Source organism: Salirhabdus sp. Marseille-P4669 (genome assembly GCF_900240405.1).
Taxonomy (GTDB): Bacteria; Bacillota; Bacilli; order Bacillales; family Alkalibacillaceae; genus OEQK01.
Window position 1 is genome coordinate 250,418 of record NZ_OEQK01000006.1, and the last position, 17,107, is coordinate 267,524.

The following is a 17,107-nucleotide window of genomic DNA, read 5'->3' on the forward strand; positions in this document are numbered from 1 at the left end:
TTAACCAAACATGTTCATTAAATAGGACATTTGTGAGTTCATCTGCTGTATTGCTTTTTCCATAGCAGTGAATTGTGACCAGTACCTGTTTTCTATTGTTACTAATCTATCTTGAAAATTATCGATTCTGTCATTTAAATCGTCAAGTCGTTTACCCATTGTGTATTGCTGAAGGGTAGAAGTAGATTTTCCAGCTTTTGATTCTATATTACCCATTGCTTTTTCTATTGAGTCTTCTACTCGATTTATTAGACCACGACTACTACCTTCCTCAGAATTTGAAAATAGTTTATAAACAGCGTCTGGATCAGTAGATAAAGCTTTCTTTAACTTTGCTTCATCAATCTCTAATTTTCCACCGGCCATAAAATTTGCAGTAGTTTCAATTCCAATTTCTGAAAGATGTGTGTATGCACCATTAGTTTCTACTCTACTATACCAAGCCATACGAAGGTCAGACATAGCAGACGACAAAATACTGTCTCCCTTTAACAGGCCGCTTTTTGCTCTCTCTTCCCAAAGTTCAATTTCTTTGTCTGACATTCCCTCTTTTTGTGCATCGGTTAGTGGAGGATAATCTCGATATCTACCTTCTGTTAACTTGCCATTTACCTTCTCAATAATTTCATTGTATTTATCAACAAATTCTTTAACTTTTTCAAATGAAGCCTCTGTATTATTTTCAACACTGATTGTAGTAGATCCTGTAAAATTATCCTTAAGTGTATAAGATACTCCGCTAATTGTGAAGGAATTAGATGTTCTCTGTGTTTGAAGACCATCTAGAGTAAACGTAGCGTTCGTACCATTTAATTCTTGTGAGGAATCCATACCTAATACATCTGTAAGGAAACTACCAGAAAACTCCATTTCCTGTCCGTTTACATTTAAATCTCCTGTTTCCTTACGTTGAAAACTTACTTTATCAGAAAAACCGTCATAAAATGCAGAAACTCCTACTCTAGAATTACTAATTTCAGACATTATCTGATTTAAAGATTTTGTACCATCAAATTCAAATTGGTATCCGTCTGATTCGTCTGCATTATCTTCAATCACATTACCTTTCTGATCATATGTCTTAATCGAAAAGCTTACTACATAATGATCATAGGATGGACCACTAATTGTACTTCCTTCTGTTAGTTCTTCACCAAAAACTAATTCGCCTGTTCCCGCATTTAAGGACACTTCATTAGCGTTAGAAGGTTCCCCAGAAACAACAGTGTAGGTCTTCTCGACACCTTCACTATCTGTAACAACAATAGATGTCAGACTAGTTGAGTCTATTGCACCTTTTTCAAGCTTGAAGTTCGTCCCTGCCTTGCTAACAGATATATCTTTATTTTCATACGTTCTTGTTTCCCATATACCACCGTTTACATCTGCGAAATCAGAGTTCCCAAAGTTTGATTTTTGACTCCATAAACTCTTAGTTGCATCTACCTTTGTATAATCCGCAGCCGTTTTATCACCAGAAACACCAAGATTTGTGTTCGCATTCCCTTGAAAGCTAATATTATACGCAGCTGTTGCAACTGATACATTACTTAATGTGTGTGTGCCATTAGCAGCAGCAGCAGTAGCTGTTGCTGTAGCAAAACTATCATTTGATGAACTAACCGTTTTATTATTATACGTAGATGATAGTTTCATATTTAATGCTAAGGAATCTAAATCAAATAAAAGAGAGTTAATTTCACGATAAGCATCTCTTTGCCATGTTAACCAAGTTCGATCTTGTTGCATTTTATCTAAAGGCATACGTTCTGCAGTCATTAATTCCTTTACAATTGAATCTGTATCTAATCCTGATGCTAAACCACCAATACGCATATCTGACATATCAAGTCACCTCAATCATATCTTTTTATCTACTATTATTCCTATAAACTCTGCCATTGCAGCATATATATCCAACATTTTCTTTGGTGGTATTTCTTTTATGACCTCTTTTGTTGTTGGATCTATAATACTTACGTAATATTCTTCTAGTTTTTCGTGAAATTCAAATTTTAATGATGTCTTGCTTGGTTCAAGAAACTTGTTTAGTGCATCTGACATAACTTTCACTTGATCACTACTTGGTACTTTTTCATCAGCTAACTGATTTCTATTGTTAAATTGATCTAGCTCGTCTTCTGCATTGGTTTTACTAATAGTTGAAACAATCGTCTGGGTGCTATCTGACCGTTGCAGGAGTTGAGATCCAGATAGAATTTTACCTACATCCACTTTTAGCAACTCCTTGATTTTCTTCTCTTTTTATTTATATCGGATTAATTTTTAATTACTTTAATTTATTTTTTATTTTGTTAAATAATAAGTTCCACAATCATAAATAAAACTAAATTGTTTTTTATAACAACCGATAAATTATATAGTATGTAAGAATTTATAGTGAAAGAAGAGATTTTATTGACAAAAGTGTTCGAACAACCAATATATGTAACAAGGCCTTTATTGCCAAATAAAGAAGAAGTATATAAAAAAATAGATGAAATCTGGGAAAGCAAATGGATAACTAATAACGGAAGACAGCTAAGGAATTTAGAAGAAAAGTTGAAAAACCATTTGAAAATTAATAATATTTCCCTCTTTAATAATGGAACAATGGCTCTTATTCTGGGATTAAAATCTTTAAATTTACGTGGAGAGGTAATTACGACTCCATTTACTTTTCCTGCAACAACACAGGCACTTGATTGGAACAACTTAACTCCCATTTTTTGTGATATTGAACCAGATACTTTAAATATTAATGCAGATTTGATAGAACCTCTGATTACTGAAAATACGTCTGCCATACTTGCAGTACATGTATTCGGAAATCCATGTGAAGTTGAAAAAATCCAGCAAGTCGCTAGTAAATATAATTTAAAAGTTATCTATGATGCTGCACATGCATTTGGAACAATTGTAAATGGTAAACCAATTGGTAGCTATGGTGATATGTCAATGTTTAGTTTTCATGCAACTAAACTATTTAATACTATAGAAGGTGGTGCACTTACTTTTAACGATAATACTCTTAGCGAAAAACTTGAATTACTTAAAAATTTTGGACTTAAAGAATCTGAAAAAGTAATCCTTTCAGGATTAAACGCGAAGATGAACGAAATCCAGGCTGCTATCGGATTAGAAGTACTAAATTCTGTAGAAATAGAACGTTTAAAGAGAGATAAAATCAAAAGAACATACGAAACCCATTTACAAAATATTCCTGGAATTCGAATTATAACTCGATTAGAGAAAGAATTAAGTAGTTATCAGTATTTTGTAATAGAGGTCGATGAAGTATTATTTGGAAAATCCAGGGACTGGTTACAAAAGGAACTTGAAAAATATAATATTTATACAAGAAAATACTTTTATCCGCTCTGTAGTGACTTTTACTGGTATAAAAATAACAAATCTGCAGATTCATTAAGTTTACCACAAGCTTATAAATCAGTTAATCAAGTCCTTGCCTTACCTTACTATGGCGATTTAAGTATACAAAATGTAATAACGATTTGTGAGATAATAAGGGACCTTCATATTAATTTGAATTAACTAAAAACTAGGTGATAAAATGAAAGGAATTATATTAGCAGGAGGTTTAGGCACTCGACTATATCCTCTAACTAAATCAATATCTAAACAACTACTACCGATTTATGATAAACCGATGATTTACTATCCCTTGTCTGTTCTAATGCTTGCAGGAATAACAGAAGTATTAATTATTACAACCCCAAGGGACTTAGAAAGTTTCGAAGATTTATTAGGTGATGGTAAACAATTAGGCATTTCAATAACGTATAAAACACAATATAAGCCAAACGGTTTAGCGGAAGCATTTATTATAGGTGAGGATTTTATTGGTGATTCTTCAGTTGCCTTAGTATTAGGAGATAATATTTTTTATGGTTCAAATTTTGGAAATAAATTACGAGAAGCTTCAAAACTGAATGAAGGTGGTTTAATATTTGGATGTTTCGTGAATGATCCACGATCTTATGGAGTAGTAGAAGTAGATAATCAAGGAAACGCAGTATCAATTGAAGAGAAACCTCTGAAACCTAAGTCGTCATTAGCTATACCTGGCCTTTATTTTCTTGATAACAATGCAGTTAAACTAGCTAAAAGGGTAAAGCCCTCTGAACGGGGAGAGCTAGAAATAACTTCTATATTAAATCAGTATCTTGCTAAAAAACAACTTAAAGTAGAGATAATGGGTAGAGGGCTAGCTTGGTTAGACACAGGAACCCATGAATCACTAATAGAGGCTTCAAATTTCGTGGAAGCAATTCAAAAACGTCAAGGCTTATATATTTCATGTATTGAGGAAATTGCTTACAGAATGGGCTATATAACTAAGGAAGAGTTATTACAGTTAGCAAAACCCTTAATAAAAACAGACTATGGAAAATATTTAATAGAGATCACCACCTCATAAAGCGATAGTATTAATTTTATTTTTAACAAACATTAAATACAAGATTATTGAAATATTACAACTAAGATGTTCCCGCAACTTTACATGGAGCTTCTATGGGCATACTTTTAATCCCAAAAAATATTAACCAGCAATTACACCCAGATCCATGTAAAGTCGCGAATTTATTTCGTCATCACTGCAAAATCCACATAGAAAAGTAAGGTGATTATTATGAATATACTAATAACTGGTGGAGCTGGCTTTATAGGATCTAATTTTATCAGATATATGGTAAAAAAATATAACTATAGAATAATAAATATTGATTTACTTACTTATGCAGGAAATTATAACAACTTAAAGGATATAGAAAATAATAATAATTACACTTTTATTAAAGGTGATATTTGTGACAAAAATCTTATATGTAAAGTTTTTGACCTATACGAAATTGATACAGTAATAAATTTTGCAGCTGAATCTCATGTCGATAGAAGTATATTAAATCCAGGTTTATTCCTTAAATCCAATGTTCTGGGAACCCAGACTCTACTAGATGTTGCCTATGAAAAGTGGCATATAAAAAATAATAACCTACAATATAAAAATGGAGTAAAGTTTATACAAATTTCTACTGATGAGGTTTATGGCACTTTAGGAAAAAGTGGATATTTTACTGAAAATACATGTTTAGCTCCTAATAGCCCGTATTCTGCCTCAAAAGCATCAGCAGATATGTTTGTTAGAGCTTACCATTCAACATATGGACTTCCTATTAACATAACACGTTGTTCTAATAACTATGGACCGTATCAATATCCGGAAAAATTTATACCACTAATGATTCAAAGAGCTTTGAAAGATGTTCCTCTTCCAATATATGGAGATGGAAAACAAATTCGAGATTGGTTACATGTCGAAGATCACTGCAGTGCAATAGATACCGTACTTCATAAAGGAAGAGTCGGTGAAGTATACAATATTGGAGGGAATAATGAAATTGAAAATATAGAGCTAGCTAAAATAATATTAAAATATTTAAATAAAGATGAAGAACTTATTACTTTTGTAGAGGATAGATTAGGTCATGATAGAAGATACGCTATAGATAATTCTAAGATAACAAATGAATTGGGATGGACTCCTTCCTATACATTCCAAGAAGGTATAAAGAACACTATAAATTGGTATAAAAAACTATGAAATATGAATAGGGCATGTGGAGAAAATTCATTTTTCCTTCATGCCCATAAATATTTGTTTTTTAATACTATAAATGTTTCTTTTTTATTGCCTTGTCAATGATAACAGTTGTTGTTGCATCACCAGTAACATTTATTAAGGTTCTACCCATATCAATTATCCTATCAACACCAGCTACTATAGCTACACCCTCAACAGGCAAGCCTACGGACAATAGAACAACACTAAGTACAATCATACCCGCACCTGGTACACCAGCAGCCCCTATTGAGGCAATTATGCCTGTCAATACAATCATAAATTGCATGGTTAAATTTAATTCTATCCCATAAGCTTGGGCAATAAATAATGCAGCAATTCCTTGATATATTGCATTTCCATCCATATTTATAGTTGCTCCGAGAGGTAAAACAAATCCTGATACTTCTTTAGAAATTTTCAAATTATCCTGCACCCTTTTTAACATTATAGGTAATGTAGCAGCACTACTACATGTACTAAAAGCTACTAACTGAGCAGGTAAAATTGCTTCAAAGAATTTACCTAAACTAAAACCTGATAGTAATTTTAACATTATACAATATACTATTAGCATTAAAATTACAGCTAGATAAAATGAAATTAATACGTTTGATAGTGGTATTAATATTTCCAAGCCATTTTTAGATACTACTGGAACGATTAACCCAAAAACTCCTATTGGAGTAAACTTCATGACAAAACCCGTAATAACGTTTACAACTTCATAAGATGATACAAAGAAACTTCTTAGTACTTCTCCTTTTGTTCTTGCTTTTACAATACCAAAGCCAATCATTAACGCAAAGAAAATAATCGGAAGCATATTAGCTTCATATAATGAAACGAAAGGATTTTCAGGCACAATATTCATTATAGTGTCCACAAAAGAAGGAATTTCAACATTATCCGTTGTTTTATTTACTTCCATACTAAAACTATTTCCAGGCTTTAACAGATTAGAAATGAATAATCCAATAATAACAGCAAATCCGGTAGTTATTATAAAAATAAGGAAAGAGTATAGTCCAATTTGTCCTACTTTTTTTAATTCGCTTACATTTGTAATGCCCACAATAAGTGATGTAATAACTAGGGGTATCATGATCATTTTAATCAACTTAATATAAATAGTACCAATTATTCCAAAAAAATCTGCTATATTTTCATGATCTTGTAATACTATTCCAACCACAACTCCTAGAATTAGTGCGACAAATATTTTCGTAGTTAATTTCATATTTTCCTCCAAACTAAAAAGATCGGATGCAAGTTTTTAAATACTATACTAGAGGGATTTTTATAAGCATTAAATTCTCAGTTTTTTTTCCATATAAATTGATTCTGCTGATTCTCCACTAATTTTTTCGAATCCATTTTTATAGTAAAATCGAATAGCATGTATGTTAAAATTCTTAACTTCAAGTTTCACTTTTTGCATCCCTCTAACAATAGATATATCTAAGCATAGTTCTAATAACTTTTTTCCTAAATGCATATTCTGATATTCAGGGTGTAGAGCAATGTGAGTAATAAATGATTCCTTTGTAGTAAAATCGTTTGCATAAAAAGCAATTAATCCAACAACTGAACCCTCATCTATTTTTTGTAGAGCAATTACATCAGCATTTTTAGACAATTTCATCGCATACTTTTCTATATTGGAAACCTTGGATAACAAATGTGTATTATTTGCTTTCTTTATCTCAACTAATGCAGATAAAACTTTATCCTTATGTGTTATTTTAACGAATTCTAAATTTTCAGGATTATTAACTTTTAAATTAGTCACATTTATTGCTCCGATCTATAAATATGAGATGCATAGCAGTTAGTTTAGTCTTTTTATTTAACTATAACGTCTATATAAGTTTCAATATCATCTATTATTTTTTTCATCTCTTCCGCGCTATGAAATTTAGCAATTGCTACTCCTATCACATTTGAACTATTTATATATTGACCAATTTCCTGACCCCTTTTTTTATGTAGATAGAAATGTTGCAAAGCCTGTTTAAAAAAGTCACTAAACTCAACTCCAATAAATTCACCTGATTTTTGTGACCCAATTATATACTGCATGGAGTACGAACGTTCCTTAACATCTCTAATATCTTGTATATCAATAACATTCCCCATTGAAGTCTCTATAATTGCTTTAACTTCATTAAAGCCTGTTGCTTTTTCCATTAACTGAGGTATGTAATTCCCTCCACTTCTTGGTCCTACCTCCATTATGTATATTTTATTGTCCTTTGTAATTCTAACCTCTACATTAATTGCTCCCTCTTTATAGTCTACTCTTTGTATTAAACGATTAACTTCAGATTTTACCTTCTCTATTAAATTTGTTGGAAGACTAGATGGAAATGTTGAAGAAATAGGAACTGTATTAGAAAAATGCTGATCACATAATCCCAAAAATACTAACTCCCCATTCCTTACAAATCCATCTCCATGCAATTGATTATATGGGGTCGGAACATATTCTTCTATTATTACTCTCTTTCTTTTCGAAAATGAAAGAGCAGTTTTAAGGCCCTCCCTAAGTTCATTTTCATTTTTAACTTTTGATATCCCCTTACTACCTGAGGAATCAACTGGTTTTATAAAAAGTGGAAATTTTAAATTCTTAGCAACTTCGAGGTTATTCATTTTTTCAGAATAACTAATAAAAGATGGACTATTAAAATCATGATCAACTAAAAATTTCCTAAATAGATCTTTTTCCGCGAGCGTTTTTACTGAATTATATGATGCGCCAGGTAGCCCCATATTTTGACTTACATAAGAAGCTGTCAAAGCTGATGGATCTGATGCATAAGCAACAATTCCATCAATTTTCAATTTTAAAGCTAGATCAAAAACCTTTTCTTTATCAGTTGTACTAATATTGTGATATTCGTCTGCAAACTGGTGACCCGGGTTTTCTGGAAGATAATCACAAGTTATTACATAATATCCTGCATCCCTAGCATATTTTATTGCCGGAATTTGAGAGTATCCCCCACCTAACATTAATATTTTTTTTTTCACTTTCGTTCCTCCATTTAATATTACATGTTGACAAATGATTATAAATATTTTTAAACTAGGATAAATTTCTATTCTCACTTCTAAACTCTTTTAAATTTTTATTTATTAGGTTACGAAATAATTGTTGCTTATAAGACGGAAAGTACATTTTAATAAACATTGTCACTTTATCTTTAAATCCAGCAGATTGATAGTATTTACTAATCCTTACCATTTTCCAGTCTTTTTTCAATAATGCTATCTTGAAGTAATAATAATTTTTCTTCTTAATTATCGCATCATTATATTTATAATTTGTATATTTATTAAATCCTTCAAGCATATTTATAACCTGTTCAGTATGATATATTTGTTTTTCTCTTTTATCATTACCATTTATTTGTCTCTGTGACCAACTGCCTTCTACACCAATTCTGTATGCACCCATAACCTCATTCATATAATAGGCATATCCTTTACTTGCCAAATAAATTTGTAGTGGGTAATCTCCAACTGATGCATTTAAATAAAAATCTGGAGTGCTTTCTATTAAATTCCTTGGAAATAATAAAGAGGTAGTTCCAACAAAATAGCCCCCTCCTAAAATCAAATCAGTTGTAGGAGCCTTAATATCTCTATCATAAGGGCGTTCATAGCCTATTCTTACCTTATTAATAGTAACTTTTTCAACAGCATGAGTACATAGGGTACAATCTGAATTATTCTCCATATAATCAACTTGTTTTTGAAGTTTAAAAGGGTCAGACCAATAGTCATCCCCTTCACACAATGCAATATATTTCCCCTTTGCTCTTTTCCAATTTAAATCAACAACTTTAATTCCTTTTGAATATTGATTTTCTTTTTGATAAATAGGTTTAATTATATTCGGAAATTTTAATTCATATTTTTTTATTATATCAGCAGTCTTATCTGTAGATGCGTCATCATGAATTAAAATTTCAAAGTCAAAATTAGTTTTTTGCATTAAGAATCCATCAATTGCATCTGCAATAAACTGCTCATGGTTATAAGTGATGCAGACAATACTTACCATTATTTTATCCATATTAGTTTTGCCCCTCCAGATGCAAGTTTCTATATTACTTAATATTATTAAGTGTTTATTTTTGTTCTGATAATACTATGTTACTGATTGTACTGTGAATATTTAAACCTGCTGTTCCATCTGTATTTACGTATGCTTTTGCTGCCATGCCTTTTCGATTTTTATACAAGGGATCATAACCTTCAGAAAACTTTTTCACAAGTTCATGAAGGGGTTCTGAACTGTCGTACGCATAATAAAATACATCAGAAGGAATAGTAGAATTCGGCAGATTACTGCTTGTCCAGAGTTTCTCTGCCCAATAAATTACTTTTTTTTCAGTTAATATATACGAACGTAAAAGTGAACCATTTGTACTAACTAATATATCAGCTACTTTAAGTGCGGGTAAATAATTATCTGATTCGTCAATCAATATATTTTTGTACACAGAACTATTTCCCTTAATATTTTTGTTTAAATTTAAAAAGTATTTTGAGAAATAAGGAGTGTATTGCAGAATGGATACATAAGTAAGAGGATGAGGTCGCCAAATAATCATACTACTCTCCACATATCTCGGGATATTAAATATATCTATTAGTTTTTCCAGTGCTGCAAATGGATCATTTGCAAAGAAAAGACAACCAGTATTAATTAAATATACAGTTTTCCCATCTATTCTATCTTCCCATTCTTTTGGTATAACTGTTTCACTACTTATTTGTTCAACCATGGAATCTAGCTTTGGTGAGCCAAGTACAAGTAGTTTCTCTTCTGAGACACCATCCTCTATTGCTGCATTCTTCACCATGTCATTTGCTATTATCATTTTATCGATATTTTTAAAACCTGGTGTACTATATCCCAATGAGACTCGATCAGAGTCCATAAACATAAAATGTGGACTATGATAGGGCACAAATACTAACATATCTGTATATTTCTTTAAATTAGCCGTATAATATTGTTCAAAAACACGAGTAAGGGTATTATTGTTATCATAGATATTGTGCACATAAATTATATCTGGTTCTTGTTCTTCTAAATCATAATCATTATAGTGTGTAATTGGCACATTAGATGGGAATCGATTTCCCTCATAAGCCGGTATCGCTTTACCTTTTGTTAGCTGATAATATGGTATAGGAACCACATGAACAGTACATTTTTGATCCTTTATAGCAGCTTTATAAATAGTTTCTAAGCTATCCCACATCGATATTTTATATGGAAAAAAGACAATATTTAACTCCGTTTTTACTTCTGAATCAATTAAATCTTTAACTTCTAGGACTAGTATTTTAAGATCACTAAGCAATCCTTCATTAATATTTAAATCCGTCATAATAAGGTTTAAAGATTTCTGCATTTGCTCAAGCTTTGCTATTGTTTTCTCAGGTATTTCATTCTCTTTTTTCATTTGAAAATTTATTGAATCTACTGCTATTAAACAATCTGATATATATTTATATGGACTCTTTAAATCAAGCAATACCTCAAGCATTTCTGAAATAGTATCTAAAAGTTCAGAAATTCTTTTCTTCTTTTTTAAAAACATGACTAAAATCTCCTTTTTACTCTACAGCCTTAAATCTCACTAGAATAACAGTAATTAAATTTTAAACTAATAAGGAAAAACAATTGTATTTTCTCTCTTCAAAAATCTCTCAATTATTTCGGAAATAAAAATTGAATCTTTAGGCAAAAGCTTATATCCTTTGGTATCATTCCCATTTATCAAGGACATAAAATCACTTATTTCATATCTAAGTCCTTCACCAGCATACTTAATAAAGAATTTTTCATTATGCTCTAAGTTCTCATGACGCACTTCAAAATGTTGAGTCTTCCACCACGGTGCTTCTACATAAATATATCCCTGAGTTCCAGAAATCAAAAGTTGCCCTTCAGATTTAACACCAAGACCAACTTTGGCTGTAGCTGTAGCGTTATTATATTGAATATTTAACTTTGTATATAAATCAATTCCACATTCATCTATAAAGGTTTCAAATTGAACATTATTATAGTTGGTGCCTAAAAGTTTAACAATTGCAAGCAGCGGATAACTAGCTAACTCGGTAACGCTTCCTCCCATTTCATTTGGATTTAACTCGCGAACATCTCCTGAAACTAGTTTTGTAAAAGTCGCTTCTATGTCCTTAATCCTGCCTATTTTTCCACTTTTTGCTATCGATAATAATTTATTAAATCCGGGTGTATAGGCAGTTTTAATTGCTTCTAATAATACTAGTTTATTATTTTGAGCTAAATTAAACATTTCCCTTGCCTGGCTCACATTGAGTACCATAGGTTTTTCACACAATACATGTTTTCTGTTCTCTAAAGCTTCTTTAATATATTCATAATGTGTTTTATGAGGTGATGCAATATATACTGCGTCAATCTTATTAAAAAATTCTTCTAAATCTTTCGTATAAAACTTTAATTCATATTGATCTGCCAGTTGTTTAGCACTATGAATATTTGGATTAAATACGCCTTCTAAGTTTACTCCACTTACATACTTTACCTCTTGCGCAAAACGATAGGCTATTCTGCCACTTCCTATAATACCTAACCTTACTATTTTATGGTTTTTCTGGCGCATCATGGTGCTTGAAATGCCTTTGGTCCGTTCTAAATAGATTACCTCACAATAGTCTTTTAAAAATTCAAATTTCCCTTTCCAATCAGAACCTACTGTAAAAATATCTATACCATATTTCTGGATATCTTCTAGCTTTTGACCCTCATGATCTTCAATAATAATCTCGTCTGCTAACCCAGTCTTTTTAATATTATCAATTCTTTCCATTAATGAATCAATAACGTTCATTTTCCCTCTATATTCATCAAACTGCTCTGTTGTTACCCCAACTATAAGATAATCACCGAGCTCTTTAGCACGTTTTAACAGTCTATAATGCCCCTCATGAAACAAATCAAAAGAACCATAAGTAATTACCTTTTTCACTATAAGCACCCCTTTATTAATACACAATACTTTACTTTCATTTTTTAATAAGAAAAATAAAGATATTTCTTAACGTACAGTGTTAATCCACTCCCTTATTTCAAATCATGAGAGTGGATTTTAAATTAAAAAATATAGTATTAACAAAAACAGTCAAATATCTAGTCCTAATTAATTAAGTTTAATCTTTTTGCGGCTAAGTTATAGCCTTCTTTAGACGACAATTCATAATACTTCTTTGCTTTTTGTATATTACCAGTTACCTCATAGAAAACACCTAAATTATATGCAGCCAAAAAACTACTTGTACCTTGCACATATTGAATATTATTTCTATTATTTAGTTCTAAACAGGATAAAAAGCTAGCTTCTATTTTCCCTAGATACTTCTCTATATAATGAGGATTTTTCAAGCAATAATCTAGAAAGAATAAACCTTTGGCAAAATGATAATCCACTGTATTTTTCAATATTTCATCATTTTTTTCAATAATATCTAATATTTCCGAAGCCTCACATTCTTTACCACTATAAATCAGTTCTATTACTAACTCCCCATAATAAGAAAATTGATATTCAGCCTCTGCATAAGACCTCACTAAAAAATGATAGGCCTCTTTGTATCTTTCACTAATCCTTAATTCTTTTCCTAATTGAAATAAATAGTACGCATCTCTCGGTTTTTTTTTAACTTCAGCAATAAGCAATGGAATATTCCTTTTACTTTTATCGGCATTCAAATATCCATCATGTTTTAATTTAAAATTTGCTTTAACTCTTGGTAAGTTACTAACTAGTTGTTCATGTATTGCACCACTATACCTAACATTTCTTGGGAAAAACCGTGAGACATATGACTTTGAACTTAGTATATTATCTTCTTTTAAATATTTACTTTCTATTAGGATTCTGCCGATTTGTTGTTTATTCATTATATTTTCTAAAACTTCTCTTTTACCGTATGCCAAATATTCATCAGCATCTAATACCAATACATAGTCTCCAGTTGTTTTCTCAATGGAATAGTTTCTTGCCATTGAGAAATCTTCACACCATCCAAAAGAAAAGACATGTATATCCTCAATTTTTTTCAAGATTTCCAATGTCCCATCTGTAGATCCTGTATCAACAATAACTATTTCATCAACTAAATTTTTAATGCTACCTAGACATCTTTCAATTACTTTCTCTTCATTTTTAACAATCATAGCTAAAGATATTCTCAAAATGTTATACTCCTTACGTCAGACCTATAAACCAGTTCCCCTTATGTTAAGAGTTTCTAAATAAAAACTATCTTGAAATATTTTATAAGCTTCGTTGATAGTACTGTTAAAAATATTGACATCACGAGTATATTTCAAAATATACTCATAAAATCTAAAATCATCTTCAAATGTAAACATAGCAGCTTTTGAAAACTCTACAGCACTTGTTAGGTTGTTTGTCTTTATTAAACCATTAATAATATTTATAAAATCTCGCTGGACATAACTGTTCCAATCACATAACTCATAAAGTTGAAGAGCCTCTGCTTTAAATCCACTTTCATACAGAAGTCGAGAAACTTTAACGAGGATACTCTTATCCACTTTTTCTATTTCATCTAAAAAGACATCACATAGAGCATAATTTTTATAAGTTAATAAAATTTGTAACGAATATAATATTAGGTTTTCATCTAAATTTTCAACACTTGCTTTTCCATCAGTTAAATTAATTAGATTTTGATAAATATTATTTTTTTCAAATTCTTTTAAAACCAACTCTAAACTCTTATCAATTTCTATATATTCTCTCAAAATAAGAAGATCAATAAAGTTAACGAATTTTGATTCAAGTAAATTACTGAGCACATTAGGGTTAAGTAATTCTCTAATCTCTTCAATATTTCCATTTCTGTGTATGGTGATGTTTTTTAATAATGAAACCTTATATAAAATTTGATGTTCTTTTTCATAACCGTTTAATAAACGGATCGCTAGTTTTGCATTTCCGGCTTCAAAACTAGCTATTACGTAGCTTTTAATATTTTTATTATTAAGTAAATTATTTTCTATTAAAAAAGTCGAAATCTCTCCAGGAGAGTGGAATTTGTTTAGAATATATATTACCTTTTTAATACTTGATTCTTCGTACTTATTGATATTTAATACGCTGGTATAATGATAAATTGCATTATTAAAGTCTTCCTTATAAAGACTAATCTCGCCAAGCCTACTATGAGGTAAGAGGTCCTTCAAATCTGGTCTCAATACTACATTCGTATACCGTTCTTTACTAGAAACAATATGATTAAATACTTGTTTTGCATCTTCAAATTGTCCTCTTAAGAAATATACCTCTCCCTTTAAATATGGGAATTCGGGAGCAGTTTCATAAATTTGTTCTGCATCACGAATAACGTTTAATGCATCATTGTATCTTTTTAAATGTACTAAACAGAGTATTATTTGAACAAGTGTAGTTGGAACCCACGAATACTCTAAACCAATTTTACGCTTATAAGCTTCAAGATAAGCATCTAGTGCTTTTTCAATTTCACCTAAAGAGTAATATTCATTACCAAAATTAAAAAAGTCAAATCCTTGATTAGAACCTTTCTCCATTTCTTTATCAATTAATTCGTGGTTTCTTTCTATTTTGTTTTTTTCATCCATCGTCTTATTTAAATAACCGGAATGAAAAACAATCAAATTAGACTTTTTATTTCTAATAGGAGTGTCGTTAATATTCTTAAATTGTTCATGAATACTTCTGTAATAAATAATTTCACCATTATTTCTATAAATTCTATCATGATAGTTTTGAACCAGGCTTTCACCAATACTGCCAGTGAAATTAATTATTTTTGCATAATAAGTGTCATATTGATTTCCATCGGCTTTTAATTGTTCGATAAAAGACCGGAAATTTTCTTCTTCTACATACTCATCAGCATCTAAAACAAGTATCCAATCAGCTTTTGCCTTAGAAGCAGCATAATTTCGAGCATCCGAAAAATCATCTTTCCAGGTATAATCATAGAGATTGTTTGTATATTTACTTACAATTTCCTTTGTATTATCTGTAGATCCTGTATCAACTACTATAATCTCGTCAACTAAATGAGATACGGATTTTAAACATCTATCTATAACATTTTCTTCATTTTTAACAATCATACACAGAGATATAAATGGATTCATAAAGTTTCCTCCTTGAAGTAATAAACTTAATAAAAATATCGTGCTATCATAAAAATAGCACGATATTTTCTTAAATCTACTACTTTAAAAAAATTAACGAAGTAATTGTAGTACGCCTTGTGGTTGTTGGTTAGCTTGAGCTAACATTGCTTGAGCAGCTTGAGCAAGAATAGAGCTCTTAGTTTGGTTCATAATTTCACTTGCCATATCTACGTCACGGATACGAGACTCAGCAGCTGTTAGGTTTTCTTCAGAAGTACCTAAGTTATTAATAGTATGCTCTAAACGGTTTTGAATAGCACCAAGAGCAGATCGTTGAGTTGAAACAGTAGCAATAGCAGCATCAAGAGCACTAATTGTTGCACTTGCAGCTGAGTTAGAGCCTACAGAAATTGTTACTGAACCACCGCTTATACCTAATCCCTGAGTATCCATTGCAGAAATACCGATATTTAGTATTTGACCATCATTAGCTCCGATTTGAAGTGTACCAGAGAAGCTTCCACCTAATAGGTTTTGAGTGTTGAACTCAGTAGTTTCTGCAATACGATCAATCTCTTCCATTAATTGGTTTAACTCATCTTGGATAGCATCACGGTCAGCAGTAACGTTAGTATCGTTACCACCTTGTACTGCTAGTTCACGCATACGTTGTAGGATAGCGTGAGTCTCGTTAAGAGCACCTTCAGCAGTTTGGATTAAAGAGATACCATCTTGAGCGTTTTTCCCAGCCATTTCTAGACCGCGGATTTGACCACGCATTTTTTCAGAGATTGCAAGACCAGCTGCGTCATCTCCAGCACGGTTAATACGAAGACCTGAAGATAGTTTTTCCATTGATTTAGATTGTGCATTGTTAGCTGCATCTAATTGACGATAAGTGTTAAGAGCAGCAATATTGTGATTAATTCTCATTGATAATTTCCTCCTTGAAATATGTTTAATTGCCACATCCTTGTGGCTTGTTTTTAGACTAAAGTCGGCCGCCTTTAGCTCTATTTGTTCTTACATTATATATATCGGACACCTTTTTATATTATTTAGTCTTTCTTTTAATTTTTTTATATTTTTTTGGTTCTAAGTCAAATGTTGGGGTGAGCATTTGGCTCACTCCTAATTTATGCGACCCGAACATCTATATTTTTATATTGATGGTGTAATAACACCTTTAATCTGAATCGATCAAACCGTTTAAACCCAAATGCATTTCTTTTAATAACCTTCGTTTGGTT

At 31.1% G+C, this 17,107-nt stretch carries 14 protein-coding genes and 1 pseudogene; 3 read left to right on the forward strand and 12 right to left on the reverse strand.

The annotated features are described in order from the left end of the window. Both fliD and flaG read right to left on the reverse strand, forming a co-directional pair. Positions 1 to 1,845 carry a flagellar filament capping protein FliD gene (fliD, locus tag C1A05_RS13170; RefSeq protein WP_102028697.1) on the reverse strand — a complete coding sequence of 615 codons (1,845 nt, stop codon included), beginning with the start codon at positions 1,843 to 1,845 and terminating at the stop codon, positions 1 to 3. Positions 1,846 to 1,860: 15 nt separating this feature from the next. Continuing rightward, a complete protein-coding gene (gene flaG / locus C1A05_RS13175; protein ID WP_102028698.1) occupies positions 1,861 to 2,235 on the reverse strand; it encodes a flagellar protein FlaG in 375 nt (124 codons plus the stop codon). Between the two features lie 165 nt (positions 2,236 to 2,400). Between flaG and C1A05_RS13180 the strand changes: the two genes are divergently transcribed. The 3 genes from C1A05_RS13180 to rfbB all read left to right on the forward strand — a co-directional run bounded on the left by C1A05_RS13180 (position 2,401) and on the right by rfbB (position 5,626). After that, on the forward strand, positions 2,401 to 3,555 hold the full coding sequence (locus C1A05_RS13180; protein ID WP_234998537.1) for a DegT/DnrJ/EryC1/StrS family aminotransferase: 1,155 nt from the start codon (positions 2,401 to 2,403) through the stop codon (positions 3,553 to 3,555). Between the two features lie 19 nt (positions 3,556 to 3,574). Beyond that, a complete protein-coding gene (rfbA, locus tag C1A05_RS13185; RefSeq protein WP_102028700.1) occupies positions 3,575 to 4,441 on the forward strand; it encodes a glucose-1-phosphate thymidylyltransferase RfbA in 867 nt (288 codons plus the stop codon). Positions 4,442 to 4,654: 213 nt separating this feature from the next. Beyond that, the gene (gene rfbB, locus C1A05_RS13190; protein ID WP_200816497.1) at positions 4,655 to 5,626 is read left to right on the forward strand and encodes a dTDP-glucose 4,6-dehydratase; all 972 of its coding nucleotides are present in this window, start codon (positions 4,655 to 4,657) and stop codon (positions 5,624 to 5,626) included. Between the two features lie 67 nt (positions 5,627 to 5,693). Here rfbB and C1A05_RS13195 read toward each other — a convergent pair whose 3' ends face one another. From C1A05_RS13195 to hag, 10 genes and pseudogenes are all read right to left on the reverse strand, one after another. Beyond that, positions 5,694 to 6,884, reverse strand: a complete 1,191-nt coding sequence (locus C1A05_RS13195; RefSeq protein WP_102028701.1) for a dicarboxylate/amino acid:cation symporter — start codon at positions 6,882 to 6,884, stop codon at positions 5,694 to 5,696. Positions 6,885 to 6,953: 69 nt separating this feature from the next. Further along, positions 6,954 to 7,436 carry a GNAT family N-acetyltransferase gene (locus C1A05_RS13200; protein ID WP_102028702.1) on the reverse strand — a complete coding sequence of 161 codons (483 nt, stop codon included), beginning with the start codon at positions 7,434 to 7,436 and terminating at the stop codon, positions 6,954 to 6,956. 53 nt (positions 7,437 to 7,489) lie between these two features. After that, positions 7,490 to 8,680 carry an ATP-grasp domain-containing protein gene (locus C1A05_RS13205; RefSeq protein WP_102028703.1) on the reverse strand — a complete coding sequence of 397 codons (1,191 nt, stop codon included), beginning with the start codon at positions 8,678 to 8,680 and terminating at the stop codon, positions 7,490 to 7,492. A gap of 55 nt (positions 8,681 to 8,735) precedes the next feature. Beyond that, complete coding sequence (locus C1A05_RS13210; RefSeq protein WP_102028704.1) at positions 8,736 to 9,728, reverse strand: glycosyltransferase family 2 protein; 993 nt, start codon at positions 9,726 to 9,728, stop codon at positions 8,736 to 8,738. A gap of 55 nt (positions 9,729 to 9,783) precedes the next feature. After that, entirely contained in the window at positions 9,784 to 11,268 is a 1,485-nt protein-coding gene (locus tag C1A05_RS13215; RefSeq protein ID WP_102028705.1) for a hypothetical protein, read from the reverse strand. A 66-nt stretch (positions 11,269 to 11,334) separates the two neighbouring features. After that, positions 11,335 to 12,324 (reverse strand): Gfo/Idh/MocA family protein, encoded by a 990-nt coding sequence (locus C1A05_RS13220; protein ID WP_373419480.1) that lies wholly within the window; start codon positions 12,322 to 12,324, stop codon positions 11,335 to 11,337. Next, positions 12,298 to 12,687: pseudogene (locus C1A05_RS18555) on the reverse strand (adenylyltransferase/cytidyltransferase family protein); the annotation flags it as partial. The pseudogene C1A05_RS18555 and the gene C1A05_RS13220, both read right to left, overlap by 27 nt. A 167-nt stretch (positions 12,688 to 12,854) precedes the next feature. Continuing rightward, positions 12,855 to 13,913 carry a glycosyltransferase family 2 protein gene (locus tag C1A05_RS13225; RefSeq protein WP_102028707.1) on the reverse strand — a complete coding sequence of 353 codons (1,059 nt, stop codon included), beginning with the start codon at positions 13,911 to 13,913 and terminating at the stop codon, positions 12,855 to 12,857. A gap of 24 nt (positions 13,914 to 13,937) precedes the next feature. Then, a complete protein-coding gene (locus C1A05_RS13230) occupies positions 13,938 to 15,875 on the reverse strand; it encodes a tetratricopeptide repeat-containing glycosyltransferase family 2 protein (protein WP_102028708.1) in 1,938 nt (645 codons plus the stop codon). 93 nt (positions 15,876 to 15,968) lie between these two features. After that, complete coding sequence (hag, locus tag C1A05_RS13235) at positions 15,969 to 16,790, reverse strand: flagellin Hag (RefSeq protein ID WP_102028709.1); 822 nt, start codon at positions 16,788 to 16,790, stop codon at positions 15,969 to 15,971. Positions 16,791 to 17,107 lie beyond the last annotated feature (317 nt).

Coding starts and splice junctions, on each gene's coding strand:
- rfbA (WP_102028700.1), top strand. CDS start 3,575: ATGAAAGGAATTATATTAGCAGGAGGTTTAGGCACTCGACTATATCCT.
- C1A05_RS13215 (WP_102028705.1), bottom strand. CDS start 11,268: ATGTTTTTAAAAAAGAAGAAAAGAATTTCTGAACTTTTAGATACTATT.
- C1A05_RS13210 (WP_102028704.1), bottom strand. CDS start 9,728: ATGGATAAAATAATGGTAAGTATTGTCTGCATCACTTATAACCATGAG.
- C1A05_RS13195 (WP_102028701.1), bottom strand. CDS start 6,884: ATGAAATTAACTACGAAAATATTTGTCGCACTAATTCTAGGAGTTGTG.
- C1A05_RS13230 (WP_102028708.1), bottom strand. CDS start 15,875: ATGAATCCATTTATATCTCTGTGTATGATTGTTAAAAATGAAGAAAAT.
- fliD (WP_102028697.1), bottom strand. CDS start 1,845: ATGTCAGATATGCGTATTGGTGGTTTAGCATCAGGATTAGATACAGAT.
- hag (WP_102028709.1), bottom strand. CDS start 16,790: ATGAGAATTAATCACAATATTGCTGCTCTTAACACTTATCGTCAATTA.
- C1A05_RS13220 (WP_373419480.1), bottom strand. CDS start 12,324: ATGATGCGCCAGAAAAACCATAAAATAGTAAGGTTAGGTATTATAGGA.
- rfbB (WP_200816497.1), top strand. CDS start 4,655: ATGAATATACTAATAACTGGTGGAGCTGGCTTTATAGGATCTAATTTT.